This is a genomic window from Noviherbaspirillum suwonense, from assembly GCF_900182955.1.
Taxonomy (GTDB): Bacteria; Pseudomonadota; Gammaproteobacteria; order Burkholderiales; family Burkholderiaceae_D; genus Noviherbaspirillum_A; species Noviherbaspirillum_A suwonense.
Genome location: NZ_FXUL01000003.1, coordinates 303473 through 320459, shown reverse-complemented (window position 1 = coordinate 320459; position 16987 = coordinate 303473). Strand labels below are relative to the sequence as shown.

Annotated in this window: 15 protein-coding genes; 5 read left to right on the top strand and 10 right to left on the bottom strand. The window is 64.9% G+C overall.

What is annotated here, in order from left to right; all coding sequences use genetic code 11:
- Positions 1 to 144: 144 nt before the first annotated feature.
- Complete coding sequence (locus tag QOL82_RS07080) at positions 145 to 819, bottom strand: PEP-CTERM sorting domain-containing protein (RefSeq protein ID WP_283441543.1); 675 nt, start codon at positions 817 to 819, stop codon at positions 145 to 147.
- Between the two features lie 335 nt (positions 820 to 1154).
- Between QOL82_RS07080 and QOL82_RS07075 the strand changes: the two genes are divergently transcribed.
- On the top strand, positions 1155 to 1907 hold the full coding sequence (locus QOL82_RS07075) for an endonuclease III domain-containing protein (protein WP_283441542.1): 753 nt from the start codon (positions 1155 to 1157) through the stop codon (positions 1905 to 1907).
- 130 nt (positions 1908 to 2037) lie between these two features.
- Entirely contained in the window at positions 2038 to 3078 is a 1041-nt protein-coding gene (locus tag QOL82_RS07070) for a chemotaxis protein CheB (RefSeq protein ID WP_283441541.1), read from the top strand.
- A gap of 343 nt (positions 3079 to 3421) precedes the next feature.
- Here QOL82_RS07070 and QOL82_RS07065 read toward each other — a convergent pair whose 3' ends face one another.
- Complete coding sequence (locus QOL82_RS07065; RefSeq protein ID WP_283441540.1) at positions 3422 to 3640, bottom strand: hypothetical protein; 219 nt, start codon at positions 3638 to 3640, stop codon at positions 3422 to 3424.
- 164 nt (positions 3641 to 3804) lie between these two features.
- On the opposite strand from QOL82_RS07065, the gene QOL82_RS07060 reads away from it, so the two are divergent.
- Positions 3805 to 5070 (top strand): glycerate kinase type-2 family protein, encoded by a 1266-nt coding sequence (locus QOL82_RS07060; protein WP_283441539.1) that lies wholly within the window; start codon positions 3805 to 3807, stop codon positions 5068 to 5070.
- Between the two features lie 49 nt (positions 5071 to 5119).
- Positions 5120 to 6535, top strand: a complete 1416-nt coding sequence (pyk, locus tag QOL82_RS07055; RefSeq protein ID WP_283441538.1) for a pyruvate kinase — start codon at positions 5120 to 5122, stop codon at positions 6533 to 6535.
- 182 nt (positions 6536 to 6717) lie between these two features.
- On the opposite strand, the gene QOL82_RS07050 is transcribed toward pyk, so the two are convergent.
- The 7 genes from QOL82_RS07050 to QOL82_RS07020 form a co-directional block, all read right to left on the bottom strand.
- Positions 6718 to 10215, bottom strand: a complete 3498-nt coding sequence (locus QOL82_RS07050; RefSeq protein ID WP_283441537.1) for a pilus assembly protein — start codon at positions 10213 to 10215, stop codon at positions 6718 to 6720.
- A 77-nt stretch (positions 10216 to 10292) separates the two neighbouring features.
- A complete protein-coding gene (locus QOL82_RS07045; protein WP_283441536.1) occupies positions 10293 to 10940 on the bottom strand; it encodes a pilus assembly PilX family protein in 648 nt (215 codons plus the stop codon).
- The gene (locus QOL82_RS07040) at positions 10937 to 12109 is read right to left on the bottom strand and encodes a PilW family protein (RefSeq protein WP_283441535.1); all 1173 of its coding nucleotides are present in this window, start codon (positions 12107 to 12109) and stop codon (positions 10937 to 10939) included. Before QOL82_RS07040 ends, QOL82_RS07045 begins: the two co-directional genes overlap by 4 nt.
- A gap of 14 nt (positions 12110 to 12123) precedes the next feature.
- Positions 12124 to 12531: a type IV pilus modification protein PilV gene (pilV, locus tag QOL82_RS07035; protein ID WP_283441534.1), complete on the bottom strand. Its 408-nt coding sequence runs from the start codon at positions 12529 to 12531 to the stop codon at positions 12124 to 12126.
- Between the two features lie 12 nt (positions 12532 to 12543).
- A complete protein-coding gene (locus QOL82_RS07030) occupies positions 12544 to 13140 on the bottom strand; it encodes a GspH/FimT family pseudopilin (protein WP_283441533.1) in 597 nt (198 codons plus the stop codon).
- The gene (locus QOL82_RS07025; RefSeq protein WP_283441532.1) at positions 13134 to 13589 is read right to left on the bottom strand and encodes a type IV pilin protein; all 456 of its coding nucleotides are present in this window, start codon (positions 13587 to 13589) and stop codon (positions 13134 to 13136) included. The genes QOL82_RS07030 and QOL82_RS07025 overlap by 7 nt, the downstream gene beginning before the upstream one ends.
- 605 nt (positions 13590 to 14194) lie before the next feature.
- The gene (locus QOL82_RS07020; RefSeq protein WP_283441531.1) at positions 14195 to 14437 is read right to left on the bottom strand and encodes a hypothetical protein; all 243 of its coding nucleotides are present in this window, start codon (positions 14435 to 14437) and stop codon (positions 14195 to 14197) included.
- A gap of 100 nt (positions 14438 to 14537) precedes the next feature.
- On the opposite strand from QOL82_RS07020, the gene QOL82_RS07015 reads away from it, so the two are divergent.
- Positions 14538 to 15383, top strand: coding sequence for a PA4780 family RIO1-like protein kinase (locus tag QOL82_RS07015; RefSeq protein WP_283441530.1), 846 nt, complete (start codon positions 14538 to 14540; stop codon positions 15381 to 15383).
- A gap of 105 nt (positions 15384 to 15488) precedes the next feature.
- Here the strand turns inward: QOL82_RS07015 and QOL82_RS07010 are convergent, their stop codons facing one another.
- Positions 15489 to 16952: a glutamate synthase subunit beta gene (locus QOL82_RS07010; protein WP_283441529.1), complete on the bottom strand. Its 1464-nt coding sequence runs from the start codon at positions 16950 to 16952 to the stop codon at positions 15489 to 15491.
- Positions 16953 to 16987: the final 35 nt, after the last annotated feature.

Genomic DNA, 16987 nt, shown 5'->3' with positions numbered 1-16987 from the left:
TTTCATGGACACGCGTCCATGACCGTCCCTATAGCGGCAAATGGGGCGGCAACTTGAGCCGGCAATTCGCTCCCCTCGGGGCGCGCCGGTCGGCCCGATAAAAAAGCCCGCGCGCGGCGGGCTCGATGAATGCGGCGGAACCGTTCAGGCCTTGCTGCGCCCGGCCTGCTTGCGGCGCGATCCGGCGAAGCCGAGCAGGCCAAGGCCGAGCAGGGCCATGGTGGCGGGTTCCGGGACGGTGGCCGGCAGCTTCTCGAATACCGCGAGATCCTGCTTGCTGGCGCTGGCATACCAGGTGACGGAATACGCACTTGCGGTCGGGAGATTCGTGAGCCAGTTCTGCGCTATTGCCTTGGCCCCGCCGGATACGTGGTCCGCCTTGAAATTGCCGGTGTCCAAATTATATTTGTCGGAATTTTCATTCACGATTTCCCAGGCGGCCAGCTGGAATGCGCCGGACGTCTCGCTACCGACGACCTGGCTCAGCGCTTCCGTCGCCAGCAGCGCAAGCATGTCGACCGTGTTCCGGCTCACACCGGCGGGAACGCCGACCTTGTAGTCCTTTACCGCCTGGTTGAACGTGGTGAGCTGGAAGATATCCACGCACCAGGCCAGAAAGGTTTTTGTGCCATCGGTCACCACGAACTCGCCGGCCTTGACGTTCAGGTTCGTCGAGGTGGAATGGATGCTCGCCGTCGTGGGATTGGCGTATTTCATGTCGGTCACCGTCAGGGTCATCGCCGCAACGGGCTGGCTCATCGCAATGGCGCCGATTGCGGTGACTGCCAGACCCAACAGTGCTTTCTTGAGTGATTTCATTATGACTCCCTGATGATGGTGAAGGACGACTCGTCCAATAATTTACTCTATAGCAATGTTTATGCCAGTAAATATATTTACCTTAATAAACAATTGCTTAAATGATATTGAGTATCTGTAAACCAAATGACAACACTATCGGTGTAAAAAGTTTCGACAGAGAAAGTAATTGTCGAAACGCATACTCTGTCGATATTGGCGCGGGCTTACGCTGCATGCAGGAAACCATCGCCACGCATGCGGGTCACATCGGGATGAACGCAGCGCCCGCTGCGAGCAATCCATTGGGACCGGAAAGGCCTACCTGCATGCCAGAGCCAATACAAGAAAGCGCCTTGCCGGCGACAGCCGCCACGGAATCGGTGTCGATGCCCGCGGCGGAAAAGGCGCTGGTCGCGCATCGGCGCCTGTGCCAGCACTACGGCTGCCCGTTGCGCTATTTCCATACCATCGACCCGATGAGCGAACTGGTGTCCTCCCTGCTCTCGCATCGGACGCTGAACCGCGACTCGGGCCTGGCTTTCCGCACGCTGCGCGAGCGCTTCGCGGACTGGGCGGCGGTGCGCGATGCGCCGGTGGCCGAGGTGCAGGACGCCATTGCGGCCTGTACCTGGCCTGAACAGAAGGCGCCGCGCCTGCAGGCCGTGCTGCGCGAGGTGTCCGCGCGGCAGGAATCGACGGCCGGCGGCACGCTGTCGCTGGAATTCCTGCGCGACTGGCCGGTGGACAAGGCGCGCGCCTGGCTGGAAACGATGCCGGGCGTCGGCCCCAAGACCAGCGCCGCGGTGCTGTCGTTCAGCACCTTGCGCGGGCGGGCGCTGCCGGTGGACAGCCACCATCACCGGGTGGCGGCGCGGCTGGGCCTCATCCCGGAGAACCTGGCGGTCGGCCCTTCGCACCGGGTGCTGGAAGCGCAATTGCCGCCGGAGTGGGACGCGCAGCAGGTCTACGACAATCACCAGGTGCTGATGCGGCACGGCAAGGACACCTGCACCTGGCGCGCGCCGCGCTGCAGCGCCTGCCTGCTGCTGGACCTCTGCCCGCATGGCCAGGCGCGGGTGAAGCCGGCGGCGGCCGCCGCGGACTGACAACGGACGGATAGCGCGGCGCAGGCGGCGACGCGCATCGCCGGTCCGTCACCGATGGCGCCGGCAGGACGCGCTGATTGAACGGTCGTCGGACCGCGCGGTCTTACCTGTGCGTCCCATCAAGGCTCCAATGACCATCGAACGCATGATCGTCGCAGGCGCTTCGGCAGGCGGCGTGGAAAGCCTGATCGCTTTCACCGCGTCCCTTCCGGACGACTTCAGCGCGCCCATCTTCGTCGTGATGCATCTTGCCCCGAACTATGTGAGCAAGCTGCCGGAGATCCTTGCGCGCAAGTGCCCGCTCCCCGTCCGGCATCCGCAGGACAACGAGAAATTCCAGCCGGGACATGTCTATGTCGCGCCGCCAGACCATCACATGCTGATCGAGGACGACTGCGTCATCGTCACGCGCGGACCCAAGGAAAACCGCAACCGGCCGTCGGTCGATGCGCTGTTCCGCTCGGCGGCCTACTACTACCGCGAAAAGGTGATCGGCATCGTGCTGTCGGGCGCACTCGACGACGGCACGTCCGGGCTGTGGAACATTAAGCGCATGGGCGGCATCGCCATTGCGCAGGAACTGGCCGAATGCATGGTCGACTCGATGCCGGCCAGCGCGATGCAGCAGGTCGACATCGACCACGTGGTGTCCGCGGCGGCCATGGGGCCGCTGGTCGACCGGCTGGTCAGGGAAAGCGTGCAGGCGACGCCGACCGGCAGCGAAAAGGTACACCGGGTAATGGGCCTGGAAGTCAGCATCGCGGTGGAGGGCGACGCGTTCGAGAAAGGCATCATGGATGTCGGCAAGCTGTCCCCTTTCGCCTGCCCCGAATGCCATGGCGTGCTGGTGGAACTGAACGAGGGCGGACGCAGCCGTTTCCGGTGCCATACCGGCCATGCCTATTCGTCCAGCGCGCTGATCGCCGAGATCAGCGGCTCGGTCGACGACAGCTACTGGAAGGCGATGCGCGGCCTGGAAGAGGCGGCCATGCTGCTGGAAAAGGCTGGCCGCGAGCTGCATGACGAAAACCAGATCGCCGCGGCCGGGGTGTTCAGGGCGCAGGCGAAAGTGGCGCGCGACCAGGCCCTGAAACTGCGGGACACCGTGCTTTCGAGCCAGCGCTACAGCGGCGACAGCCTGCTGCAGAAAGCCGGGAAAGACGAGGAATGACCGCGGCCCTTGCTTGCTGTCATCGTCCTTACATATTGGCCATCTATACTTCGCGCATGCGCTTCACGGGGTCCGGCAAGGCCGTCGACATGTCCGGGCGCATCCTCCGGAGCTGGCGGCAGGCAACAATACCAGCACCATCTTCCATGACGCGAAGGGAAAGTCCTACAGCAGATATCGCCGTTGGCTGACTTACCCTGCCCTGCGTTTGGCACTACGATGTGCCTGTCTCCTCCATCCTCCCAAGGTTTGGATTTCAGCCCGCTGCCAGCAAGCCAGCGGGCTTTTTCTTGCCTTTTAGAAATGCTGCACTGCATGTAGACAGTTGGCGCATTTGCATTCATCATTCGCTCACAAAATCCATGCCTATGAGCTGGGGAGCGAGAAGACAGGGGAAGCCCGCATCGATGTCGATTGCGGGTTTTTTCTTTTCCGGCCCGGAAAAACAAACGCGCTGCAACGGCAGCCGTGCCGCTCCGCGCGGCTCGCCCCCTGCGATTCCATCCCGTTCCTCACAGGCCGGCGCACCGGCCCGCATTACCCCGCAAGCCTGATCCAGCATCCGTCGCCGCGCCACCCGATACCTGGAGTACCGGATGTGTTGATCGTTTCGCACCTTATCAAGCAGCCGCACCGCCCATAGAATCCCTGCATCCGTGTTTCATCAACAGGACGTGGGCGCCGGCTTTGGGCGTCCGCGCTCCAGCCATCGAAGGTAGCCCCGGCATGTCATTCCATCCCGCTGAATTCCTGCATCGCCTGTATGCAAGCGCTGTCGACGCGGTCAGCGCGGAACGCTGCCTGCCGCCCTTCCTTCCCGCGCCGCCCAGGCAAGGCCGCACGCTGGTCATCGGCGCCGGCAAGGCGGCCGCGGCGATGGCGAAGGTGGTCGAGGACAACTGGGACGGGCCGCTCGACGGCCTCGTCGTGACGCGCTACGGCCATGGCGTGCGCTGCCGGTCGATCGAGGTGGTGGAAGCCGCGCACCCGGTGCCGGACGCGGCCGGCCAGGATGCCGCGCGGCGCATGCTGCAGATGACCGCCGGCCTGCAGCAGTCCGACCTGGTGATCTGCCTGATCTCCGGCGGCGGCTCGGCGCTGCTCAACATGCCGGCCGAAGGCATCGCGCTGGCGCAGAAGCAGCAGGTCAACCGGGCGCTGCTGAAAAGCGGCGCCGCCATCTCGGAGATCAACTGCGTGCGCAAGCACCTGTCGCTGATCAAGGGCGGCCGCCTGGCAATGGCCTGCGCGCCGGCGACGGTGGTGACCCTGCTCATTTCCGACGTGCCGGCGGATGACCCGGCGATGGTGGCCAGCGGCCCGACGCTGCCGGACGCGACCACCTGCGACGATGCGCTGGCGGTGCTGCGCAAATATGCGATCGACCTGCCGCCCGCGCTCCACGCGCACCTGGCCAGCGGCGCCGGCGAGACGCCCAAGCCCGGCGACGCCTGCTTTGCCGGCAACCGGCATCACGTGGTGGCCACGGCGCAGCAGGCGCTGGACGCCGCGGCGGCGGCGGCGCGGCAGGCCGGCGTGACGCCCTACATCCTGTCGGATGCGATCGAGGGCGAGGCGCGCGATGTCGGCCAGGTGCATGCGGCCATTGCCCGGCAGGTCGCGCTGCATGGCCAGCCGTTCAGCAAGCCCTGCGTCATCCTGTCCGGCGGCGAGACCACGGTGACGGTGCGCGGCGCCGGCCGCGGCGGGCGCAACGCGGAGTTCCTGCTGGGGCTGGTGTGCGCGCTGCAGGGCATGGAGGGCGTGCATGCGATCGCCTGCGACACCGACGGCATCGACGGCTCCGAGGACAATGCCGGCGCGCTGGCCTCGCCCGACACGCTGGCACGCGCGGCGGCGGCCGGACTGGCCGCCCGGCCCATGCTGGAAGCGAATGACGCATACGGCTTCTTCGCCGGCATCGGCGACCTGGTGATGACCGGCCCGACCCGGACCAATGTGAACGACTTCCGCGCCGTGCTGATCCTGTGACGCCGGCCGGCGCATCCCTTCCCCCCTTTTTTTACTAAAGCGACCAGCGATGAGACGACTGCGTAATGCCAAGATTGTTGCCACCCTCGGACCCGCCAGCGGCGACGCCGCCACGATCGCCGCGCTGTTCGCGGCGGGCGCCGACGTGTTCCGCTTCAACTTCAGCCACGGCTCGCACGAGGACCATCGCGCCCGCTACGGCATGGTCCGCGAGATCGAACGGCAGACCGGCCGCCCGATCGCCATCCTCGCCGACCTGCAGGGCCCGAAGCTGCGGGTCGGCCGCTTCGGGCCTGGACCGGTGATGCTGGAGGAAGGCGCGCTGTTCACGCTGGACATGGTCGACCAGCCCGGCGACGCCAGCCGCGTGTTCCTGCCCCACCCCGAACTGTTCGGCGCGGTGGCGGCGGGCCACACGCTGCTGATCGACGACGGCAAGCTGCGCCTGCAGGTCGAGCAGGTCGACGCCGAGCGCATCCGCACGCGAGTGGTGGCGGGCGGCGTCATCTCGGACCGCAAGGGCGTCAATGTGCCGGACGTGATCGTCCCGATTCCGGCGCTGACCGAGAAGGACAGGCGCGACCTGTCGTTCGCGCTGTCGCTCGGGGTCGACTGGGTTGCGCTGTCCTTCGTGCAGCAGGTGTCCGACGTGCTGGAAGCGCGCGAACTCATCGGCAACCGCGCCGGCATCATGTCCAAGATAGAGAAGCCGGCCGCGCTGGGCCAGCTCGAGGGCATCGTCCGCGCCAGCGACGCGGTGATGGTCGCGCGCGGCGACCTCGGCGTCGAGCTGCCGGCCGAGCGCGTGCCGCCGGTGCAGAAGCGCCTGATCAGCATCGCCCGCAAACATGGCAAGCCGGTGGTGGTGGCGACCCAGATGCTGGAGTCCATGGTGTCGGCGTCCACGCCGACGCGGGCCGAGACGTCCGACGTCGCCGGCGCGGTGTACGACGGCGCCGATGCGGTGATGCTGTCTGCCGAGTCGGCCAGCGGCAGGTACCCGGTGGAAGCGGTGGCGATGATGAACCGCATCATCGAGGAAGTCGACCGCGACCCGCTGTACCGGACGCTGATGGATGCGCAGCAGCAGCCGCCGCTGCCGACCCGCGCCGACGCGATCTGCTCGGCGCTGCGCGACGTCACCCGTATCATCCGCGCCGCCGCCACGGTCAGCTACACGACCTCGGGCCACACCAGTATGCGCGCCGCGCGCGAGCGGCCCGACACGCCCATCCTGAGCATCACGCCGAACGTGCACACCGCGCGCCGGCTGGCGCTGGCCTGGGGCGTGCATTCGACCGTGAGCCCGGACGTGCGCTCGGTCGAGGAGATGGTGGAAGTCGCCATCGCCGCGACGCTGCGGGAAGGCTTCGGGCGGGTTGGCGAGAACATCACGATCTCGGCAGGCGTGCCGTTCGGTGAGTCGGGCAGCACGAATCTGCTGCATATTGCGGCGTTGCGGTAGGGAGCGGCGAGGGAGGAATGGCGGATTGGCGATGCGCTGAACATCGGGGCGCAGCCGGCAGGGAGCGGCGCAAGCCCTTGATCGGCGGGCCAAGCGATGCGCTCGTCCCGCGATACTGTTATTACTGCCGGAACGGCATGGACAGGGCTGGCAGCCGGCCGGCCGGCCCGGCCCTGCCCCGTTCAGTTCACCAGTTCACGCCATGACACGCGCTTTGCCACGCCCCGGGTCGCGGTCGAGGTCGGATTCTCCTCAATGCTCAGGCCGCCCCCGGTGTCGGTGACAAGAGTGACCGCCTTGCCGGTCGCGAGCCGGGTCAGCTTGACGCCGGCCACCAGTGCATTGCCGCCCAGCCGGATGCCGACCACGCCTCCCTTGGCGCCCGCAGCCGCCAGGCCGGTCTGGAAGTCGAAGTTATATAACCATGCATAGCCGCCGACCGTGCATGCGTCCACATTGGGCACATTGCCGACCACGGTCAGCAAGCCGAATTGCTGCTGCATGTCGACGTTGACGCGCTCGCCGGAGCTTGCCAGGTCGACGTACCATCCCGCCTTCGTCGCCCAGTTCATGGCGGTGCCATCGGTGGGAACGGTGCGCTTGTTGTCACCGGCAAGCGTCTGCAGCGTGCGGTTTACAAGAACGCCGGCGGATCGCGCCAGGCCCAGGCCGGTTGCGGTGAGGTCATCCCTCAGTGCGTAGACCGACTGCACGCTGACGTCGGTGAGGTCGCTGGCGGCAAAATAGCGCCCGGTGCCGACATGAACGACCGTGTAATGCGTGCCATTCGAGACGACATCGGTCAGCTCGGGCTTGGTCGTCACGGACTGCAGGCCGGCGCCCGCGATCTGGCCCAGGCGGGCCAGCAGGAATGCCTCGCGCCCAACCGGCGGCGTGAGGTCGTCGGTGTCGAAGCGCCACACATTCCCCAGCATGTCGCCGCCATAGAAGCGTTCCGCGCTATTGCTCGTCGGGACCGGCACCCATGCGTTGATCTTCGCAAGGTTGCTCGGCGTGGTCGTGTCGCCGGACCCGGTGCTGAGGCGCAGCAGCAGCTGCCCGGTTGCGGCATTGAGCACATACAGGTAACCCTTGCCATCGCCCGGCGACACATTGTTGTAGCCGGAGGTAAACACCACGACCCAGGTGCCATCCCTGCGCTTGGTAATCACCGGGTTGCCGAAGGTGTAGCCAAGATTTGCATCGTCGCTGACGGAGAAATTCCACAGCGCCTTGGGATTGGCCGGGTCGGTCACGTCCAATGCATAGTAACCGCGCCCACCCGCGTTCAGGCCGCCGACCAAAATCGATTTCCAGGCAGTCGCAGCACAGGTCGCCGAGGGCGCGCCCGGGCAGATGTCGCCCACGGTTGGCGAGCCGTCGACGAAGTAGCGATGGTTGGCGGCATAGTTCTGGTCGGCCAGCCGGTAAAGCTCGGGCATCACGACCGGCGGCACATAGGCCCATCGCTCGACGCCGGTGTCGCCATTGAAGGCATGCAGCATCCCATCGTTGCTGGCGACGTAAACGGTGGCGGGACGCGTGGTTTTCTGGTTTTCCTTGAACGTCGCATAGTTGAGGTCGGCATACTCGAACGGCGGCGCTTTCACATAGACCGGCTGCGATCCGACAATGTCGCCCAGCGTATGCTCGCGGCTGCGGTACAGGCGCGAGGTGTTGCTTGTAAGGTCTTCGAAACCCTTCTGGCCGCGCAGGAAATTGACCAGGTTGGCGCCTGATACGGCAGTCTGGTCCGCAGTCGACAGCGTCGTGCACTGCGACAGCTTGCTGCCGCTGCAGATGTTGTTGAAATATCCCTTTTCCGTCGCATTGAGCGCGGTCCAGGTGAAGGACTTGAGCTTGCTGGTGGCGCTGCCGTCGAAGGTATAGATGGTGCGGCTGTCGCTGGTTGCCGAGACCAAGCCGTCGAGCAGTTCCTGGGCCGACCACAGCGGCGTGGTGGAGATGGCGCCGGTCGCCGGGTCGATGGTCTTTGCCTGCAGGTCGCCGTCCCATTTGACCGTACGGTACAGCGCCGAGTACACAAAATTATCGCCGGCGACCGGCTCCAGGTTACTGGTGGCCGCCGCGGATGACGCACCGGTGCGTGCGCTGACGCCGGCCAGCGCCTTGCTCAGGCCGGTATAGAGCGCATCCGGGCTGGTCGCATTGAAGTAGGTGCCCCTGCCATTGACTGCTGCATGCCACAGGTCGTCGATGCGGGCAGCGCCTTCGTCGGTTATCGCGTCCGGCCATTTCTTGGATCCCTGGATCAGCGCGTTGTAGTCGGCCGACCCGCCCGACAGATAGTCGTCGGTATATTTCAGCGTGCCGCTGACGCCCAGCCCCAGCGTGAACGTGGTCATGTGCTGCTGGGCGTTGCGGTCCGTGCTGCCGCCAGGCACGTTGTTGTCACAGACCAGTGCCGCACTGCTCCCGAGCGCGCCCGTGCAATTGTTGAGCGCCGGCGTCCTGAGGTCCTGGTTGTAGTAATACATCGCGACGTCGGCCAGCGTGTCGGCTTTTTTCAGGTCGTCGCGCATCGGTCGGGCCTGGGTGGTTGCGCTGTCGGTGTCTCCCACGCCGACGTTGCGCGCCAGCGTGCAGCCAGCGCCGTTGCGCCCGGAGCAGCCGCTGTCGCGCCCGGTGTTCCAGTAGCCGTCCGTCGACAGGATGGCGAAGTTCTGCTGGCACGAGTACTGGACCGGGTCCGCCACCGTGGAGCCGTTGAAGGTCAGTCCGTTGAGTTTGCCTGCATAGATCAGCCCGGCCGTCGACAGCGCCGAGCGAAGCGGCGTGCCGTTGTAAGGGACGGCCGCCGTCAGCGTGTCGTACCACGATTTTTTCTGCGTTGCGGTGAAGTCGCCGATGTTGCGGTAGTCGGCGCCCGTATTGTTATTGATGCTCATGAAGCCGACCCGGTAGTTGTCGCCGACAGCCGCGAACGCCCGGGAGGCGGCGGTCTTCATCGCCAGCATGCGGGTGCGGTAGTAGCTGTACCAGTTGGCAAAATTCTGCCGCTCGTCGGTTGCGCCCGGCCCGGAATTCGAGCTGACCACGCGCTTTGTGAAAAGGTTGGACACCGTGACGTTGTTGACCTTGTCGTTCGTTCCGATGGCGGTATTGCATTCCCGGTAAAAGAACGATGTCGTGTCGCCATAATTCGGGACGTCCTGGCTGCCGCTGTAGGTGTAGTAGTAAGCAGCGCCGGCGCCGTACGAATAACGCGTATAGGAGCCGTTCGCGGCATACCAGCCGTTGGCGGCCTCGGGCACGAAGCGATTGACGATGAACTGGCTGCCGAGGTTGACGACCGGCGAGCTGTTGTCGAAGCCGTCAGAATACGCACCGCTGAAACTGGCATTGGCAAAGCTGCGCCCGGTCGAGTCCAGCGGCGGCAGGTACTTGACCGTCGGATCGTAATAGGCGCTGTTGCAATGGCTGCTGGCATAACCGTAAGCGCCCCGGAAATCGTCCGCGGCATCGGGCATATAGGTCCATGACATACTGCCCGAGTCATCCAGCACGAACATGACGTTGGGCTTGACCGACGTCGATGGCGACGACGCGATGGGCACGTTCGCGATGTCGGTGACCGCGGCCTGGGCAGCGAGCAGCGGCCAGAGCAGGACTGACGCTACCGCTGCAATCGTTGCAATTGCTGTTGAATGCTGCTTCATGATGCTTTCCTGGTGTGCCAGTTGCGGAACTGGGCTATGCCTGCTGCGGGATCGTTGCGTCCGCCGCTGCGCGTTTTTCAGAAATGAACGATGGTTTCGACAAAACTGACGGTGTTCCTGGGTCCCCTGACCCGTGTCGTGATCCGGAAATACTCGCCTGGCAATGCGCCGAAACGCTTGTCGTCGCCATATTTCAATTCGCCCCTTTTCGGGCTGGCGTCACTGCCCTGGCTGAAGCTGGCGCAACTGTTTTGCGTGTCGTTCGGGTCGAGGGCGCGCAGGCAGAGGCGATTGATGACGTAGCTGACCGTGTTGTCGACGCCGACCGGCGCCGCCGGCGCCGGGTCGATGCAGTTGGCGCTGCGCTGGCTGTTGCAGCTGTTCTGGTCCCAGTCCACCAGGGCCAGCGCCGGGTTGCGCTGGCCGCCGGTCATGTCCACCAGGTCCATGCTGGTGGCGTAATAGCCGTCGCCGGGACTGTCTTCATAAAGCTCGGGGCCGCCTATCCGGTTCTGCAGCCAGGCGATGGCAGCCTCGGTGCCGGCGTCGGCAGCCGCGGTGGCTCCCTGCTTGAACGAGAGGTTGCCGGCAACCGCATTGCCGGAATCGATCTTGCGCACCATTGCCAATGTGCCCATGGTCATCAGAACCAGCACGATCAGCGCGATCACGAGCACCATGCCGTTTTGACGCACGATTCTTTTGACGGGGCGCGACCGGTTCATGATTTGCCCCAGATCTGGTTGCGCAGAGGGATCACGGTTTCGAACACCTTGTAGCGATAGCACTGCCACAGCGCATTCGCCGTTCCGTCCGGGTTCTTGCTGACGTCGATCGTCGTCGTCCTCAGCACCCCGGTTGCAGGATCGGCCGCGGTCCATGTCGGCCGGACCAGGACCGGGGAAGCACGGGTGTAGTTGTCGCAACTGCCGTTGGCAAGCGGCTTCTCCATCTCGGCGCTGCGCGCGACGACCGCGATGCGCGCAGCGTACATGCGCTGGAGGTCGCCGGTGTCGCCCGCCGTGCCGTTGCCATCGGCATCGATGACTGTGTCGCGCCATGCGTCCACTTGCGCATCCAGTCCCGCTGGCCGCGTGTCGAAGCCGTATTGCGCCTTCAGGCTGACGATGTCGGGAAACAGCTGCTGGTCCGTGTTGGCATTGCCATTCGCCGTATAGTCCGACAGCAGCAGGTTGGCGCTGCTGTCGACCGAATAGGTGCGGACGGAGAAGCTGCCCATGTTGAACAGCAGCGCATCCGTGGTGTAGCCGCTGGTCGGGAAGATGGTGGCGCTGCCGGCCGGGTTCCACCGGCTGCCGGCGCTGGTATGGTTGACCTGGACGTTGCCGGTGGGGATATCGGTGACCTGGAACAGCGCGCAGTTCTTGCCGGGCTCGTAAGCGATCATCATGTCGCCCGGCGCGATCCCGAGCACCGTGTTGAGGAAAAAGCTGCTGCCCTGCGAAGGATGGTCAGTCACCACCCTGGCCGGGACGCTGGGGTTGCGCTTGGCGCTGGAGACGACGCGTATCGTGTCGGGCAAGCCGTTGGCGCCCTTGGTGATGATCAGCGGCGCCAGGATGAATGACCCGCCCAGCGGCGATGGCGCGGTGGGAGTCGCGCCGTTGTAGGAGCTGTTGAGCGTGCAGCCAAGCAATGCCGGCAAGCTCAGGCCATAGCCGGCCATGCGCACATCCCGCTCCAGCGTATACATGGCCAGGCCGCCTTGCATGTGCGCGTCCGACGCTGCGATGGCCGCGCGGCGCGGCGCTTCGAACATCGACAGGGCCTGCATGATCGCCAGCACCGCGACCATGCTGATGACCAGGCCGACCATGATTTCAACCAGGCTGAAACCCGCGCTGGACTTGCTGCCGTATCGCTGCGTGACCATGTCTGCCCCGTTCCTTACTGGTTGATCATCGCGGACATGGTGTAGTTGCTGGCCGCTTGCGCGCCGGGCAGTTTCCAGCGCACCGAGACAGTGACGACATTCTGCGCGTTCACCAAGATGATCGGCGGATTGGCCGCCACATCCGGCAGCACGCCGGCGACCGCGGTCTTCCACTCGACATACCTGGCGCCGTTCGGGCTTTCGTAATTGCTCTTCAGCGTGGCATTGGTCTTGTCGTCGACCCACATGCGGGCAACGATCTGATTCGCCAGGAAACTCGCGTTATTGCGGAATTTCGCGTCGGCCGTGTTCTTGAGCGAAGTTGCCACCATGCCGATCATGCCGAGTATGCCGACTGAAAAAATCAGTAGCGCCACCATGTTCTCTATCAGGATCACGCCTCGCTGCGTTGTGGCTTTCATCGTCGGCCTCCCTTAACAGCCTTGTGAATTGGCCGCGCGCGACAGGGCCGGGTCGCACATGCGCACCACGCCGCCGCTGCCTACCGTGATCACCATGCGCCTGGCGCCCGCGCTGGCCGGGTTGATGACGTCGACCCGGGCAATGTCGGCGCCGGCCGCGGGCACTGAGCGGCCAAAGCCGTCGAAGGTCACGCCAGCGGGCAAGGCGGCGCCCGCGGCAAGCGCGGTGGTGAACTGGGTGGACGGCGCAGGGTTCGGAATGATCGCCGTGCTTGCCCCGATCCGGGCCTTGCTGCTGGCCTCGACCGCGGTCCGGGCCTGTATCGTGGCCGGGCAGTCGGGCGCGGTCGTGATGCTGACGCAGCCCACCCGCCAGCCGATCTGGCCGTCGGCCTCGGTCAGCGTGAAACGTACCGGCGCATTGCGCTTGATTGCCTCCCCTCGCGCCAGCTGCATCCCGCTCTGCACGATTTCGGCGCCGCCGCGTATCTGCGCATTGCTGATCCATGCGGACATCGAAGGCATGCCGGCGGCCATCAGGATGGCAAGGATCGCGATCCCGATCATCAGTTCGATCGAGGTGACCCCGCGCTGCAGGCGATTCAGCATCCGCCGCCCTTGCGCACGATCCAGCAGTTGGCAGGCGTTGTGCCCCAACCGCTGCTTGCCGGCACGCCGGTGGTAGTGCGTGTATTTGACTCATTGACCGCGTAGACGAAGCCGGCCATCGTGCCGGTGCCGGTGGCGGTGGCGGTGAAGGCGGATGGGGTCAGTCCCGTGCAGGAAAACGTGAAATTGCTCGACGTCGGCAGGGGCGCCACGGTCCCGGCCGCGCAGCCGCCCACATAGGTGCGGTTGTCCAGGTAGTACTGCTCCATCTGCGTGCGCAGCGTGGACAGGCCATTGGTGGCATCCGGGATCCGGCCCCGCGTCACGTAGTCACGGTAGGAAGGAATTGCTACCGAGGCCAGGATGGCGACGATGGCCACGGTCACCATCAATTCGATCAGCGTGAATCCACGGTGGGAGCGGCGGGCAACGGTCTGCATATTTTTCATAATGATTTACTGGTATGTCGGGGTGCGAGGGTAAGGGCATCGCCGATGACGCCAGCGCGACAACATTACCAAATATTTATCATGGGAAATATATTTGGAGTGATATTACTCTTGGGAAATGATGGCTGCAATCATCAATTGCAGTTCCGGAGAGATTCTGCGGATCAAAGAAGGGGAAAATTGCGTTAAAGTCAAGAGTGCCGATGAAGGCGCCCAGTGAAAAGCCCGTTGGCTGGGGCATGGCGATGGCATGGCCTGACGTGGCATCGGCGCAACGCAGGGCGCGCCAAGCTACAATGCTGCCTTCACCGCAAAGTGCATACCGTACTTTCTTCAACCGGAGCAACCATCATGAGCAAGAGCCAGGACAGCAAGAAAGCAGTGAAGAAAGAACCCGCCAAGAGCCCCAAGGAAAAAAAGGAAGCGAAGAAGGTAAAGAAGGAAGCCAGCAAGCGGCAATGATGCGCTGACCCTTGCTGCGCCGGGCCGCGGCGGGCCCGCGGTCCAGTGTTCAGGCAGGCACGCGCCAAGCTACTCAGGCGCTCAGGCGCCTGGGCACCCCAGCACCGAAGCAGGGACCCGATAAGCCGCGGCCAGTCCGCGGCTTATTTTTTGGGGCCGCTGCGTTTGCCGGGCGTATGCGGGCGCGACTTGTTCTTTTGCTCGAAGACGGTTTTCGCGTCCTGCTCCGCGCGTTCCTGGGTGCGCATCTCCGGCAGGTCGTCATGCAGGCTGAAGAAGCCGGCCGCCTGCGCACGCATCACATGCTTGATCGCGTCCTCGTCGCTGACATCGTATTTCTCGGTAATCAGCGTTGTCACTTCATCCAGGTATTCCTCGTACGTCATGTTGCCTCCGGTTTGGTCAGGCCACATTCTCGCGCAGTTCGGCAAAAACCGATGGTACTATCCGCGCTCCCCCACCCCTTGCCCCGCTGCCCTCCCCCCGATGAAAGTCCCGAAACGACTCCAGCCCCTGGTTGACGAGGGCCTGGTGGATACCGTCCTGCGCCAGCTCATGAGCGGCAAGGAAGCCACCGTCTATGTCGTGCGCTGCGGCGACGACGTCCGCTGCGCCAAGGTCTACAAGGAGGCCAGCCAGCGCAGCTTCCGGCAGGCCGCGTCCTACCAGGAAGGCCGCAAGGTCAAGAACAGCCGGCAGGCGCGGGCGATGGAAAAAGGCACGCGCTACGGCCGCAAGATGCAGGAGGAAGTCTGGCAGAACGCCGAGGTCGATGCGCTGTACCGGCTGGCGGCGGCCGGCGTGCGCGTGCCCCGGCCCTACATCTGCTTCGAGGGCGTGCTGCTGATGGAACTCGTCACCGACGCCGACGGCCATGCCGCGCCGCGCCTGGCCGAAGTCGACCTGAGCATGGAGCAGGCGCTGCTCTTCCATGCGCAGCTGCTGCGCGAGGTCGTGCTGATGCTGTGCGCCGGCGTGGTCCACGGCGACCTGTCGGGCTACAACATCCTGGTCGATGCGGACGGCCCGGTCATCATCGACCTGCCGCAGGCCATCGATGCGGCGGGCAATACCGAAGCCGCGGCGATGCTGGAACGCGACGTCGCCAACCTGGCCGACTGCCTGGGCCGCTTTGTGCCGGCGCTGCTGGAACTACAGTACGGCAAGGAGATCTGGGCGCTCTACAGCGCCGGCCTGCTGACGCCGGAGACGGTATTGACGGGCAGGGTCGCGGCGCCCGCGCGGCCGGCCGATGTCGGCGCGGTGCTGAGGGAAATCGATATCGCGCGGCGGGAAGAGGAAGAGCGGCAGCGTTACCTGCAGCAGGACTAGAAAAAGCGCAGGCCGGGCTCCTTGCGGCAGCCCGGCCTGCGTATTGTGCTTGATGCCTTGCGCTTGATGCCTTGTGCTTGATGCCTTGTGCTTGATGCTGGCCGCCTAGCGCGGCAGCACCGACGAACCCATCAGGAATTCATCGACCGCGCGGGCGCACTGCCTGCCTTCGCGGATCGCCCATACCACCAGCGACTGGCCGCGGCGGGCGTCGCCGGCGGCGAAGACCTTGTCGACCGAGGTCTTGTAGCAGCCGTCGCCGTCGGTGGTGGCGCGCGCATTGCCGCGGGCGTCCTTGTCGATGCCGAATGCGTCCAGCATCTGCTGCACCGGCGAGACGAAGCCCATGGCCAGCAGCACCAGGTCGGCCTGCAGCTCGAACTCGGAGTCCGGCACTTCCTGCATCCGGCCATCCTTCCATTCGACGCGGGCGGCGATCAGCTTCTCGACCTTGCCGTCGCGGCCTTCGAGGCGCTTGGTGGCGACCGCCCAGTCGCGCTCGCAGCCCTCTTCGTGCGACGACGAGGTGCGCAGCTTGGTCGGCCAGTAAGGCCAGACCAGCGGCTTGTTCTCGGTTTCCGGCGGCTGCGGCAGCAGCTCGAACTGCACGATCGACTCGGCGCCATGCCGGTTGGACGTGCCCACGCAGTCGGAGCCGGTGTCGCCGCCGCCGATGACGACCACGTGCTTGCCGGTCGCCTTGATCTGGTCCTTCAGCTCGTCGCCCGCATTGACCTTGTTCTGCAGCGGCAGGAAGTCCATCGCGAAATGCACGCCCTGCAGTTCGCGGCCCGGCACCGGCAGGTCGCGCGGCTGCTCGGCGCCGCCGGCGATGACGACCGCGTCGAACTCCTGCTGCAGCTGTTCCGGCGAGATGGTCTCGCTGGCCCAGTTGGTCACATTCTTCGGGAAGTCCTTGCCGACCAGCACGCCGGTGCGGAAGGTCACGCCTTCGGCCTTCATCTGCTCGACGCGGCGGTCGATGTGCGACTTCTCCATCTTGAAGTCCGGGATGCCGTAGCGCAGCAGGCCGCCGACGCGGTCATTCTTCTCGAACACGGTGACATCGTGGCCGACGCGCGCGAGCTGCTGCGCGGCCGCCATGCCAGCCGGGCCGGAGCCGACCACGGCGACCTTCTTGCCGGTCTTCGTTTCGGCCGGCTGCGGCACGACCCAGCCGTTTTCCCAGCCCTTGTCGATGATGAAATGCTCGATCGACTTGATGCCGACCGGGTCATTGTTGATGCCCAGCGTGCAGCCGGCCTCGCACGGCGCCGGACAGATGCGGCCGGTGAACTCGGGGAAGTTGTTGGTCAGGTGCAGGTTGTCCAGCGCCTCGCGGTAGGTGCCGCGGTAGACCATGTCATTCCAGTCCGGGATGATGTTGTTGACCGGGCAGCTGTTGTTGCAGAACGGGATGCCGCAGTCCATGCAGCGCGCGCCCTGCACTTTGGCCTGATCGTCCGACAGGCGCAGCGTGAATTCCTTGTAATGCCTCGTGCGCTCGGTGGTCGGTTCCGCTGCTTCCTGCAGACGCTGGAACTCCAGAAATCCGGTGACTTTACCCATGTGTATGTGCTCGCTTCCTCAATGTGCTCTACCGC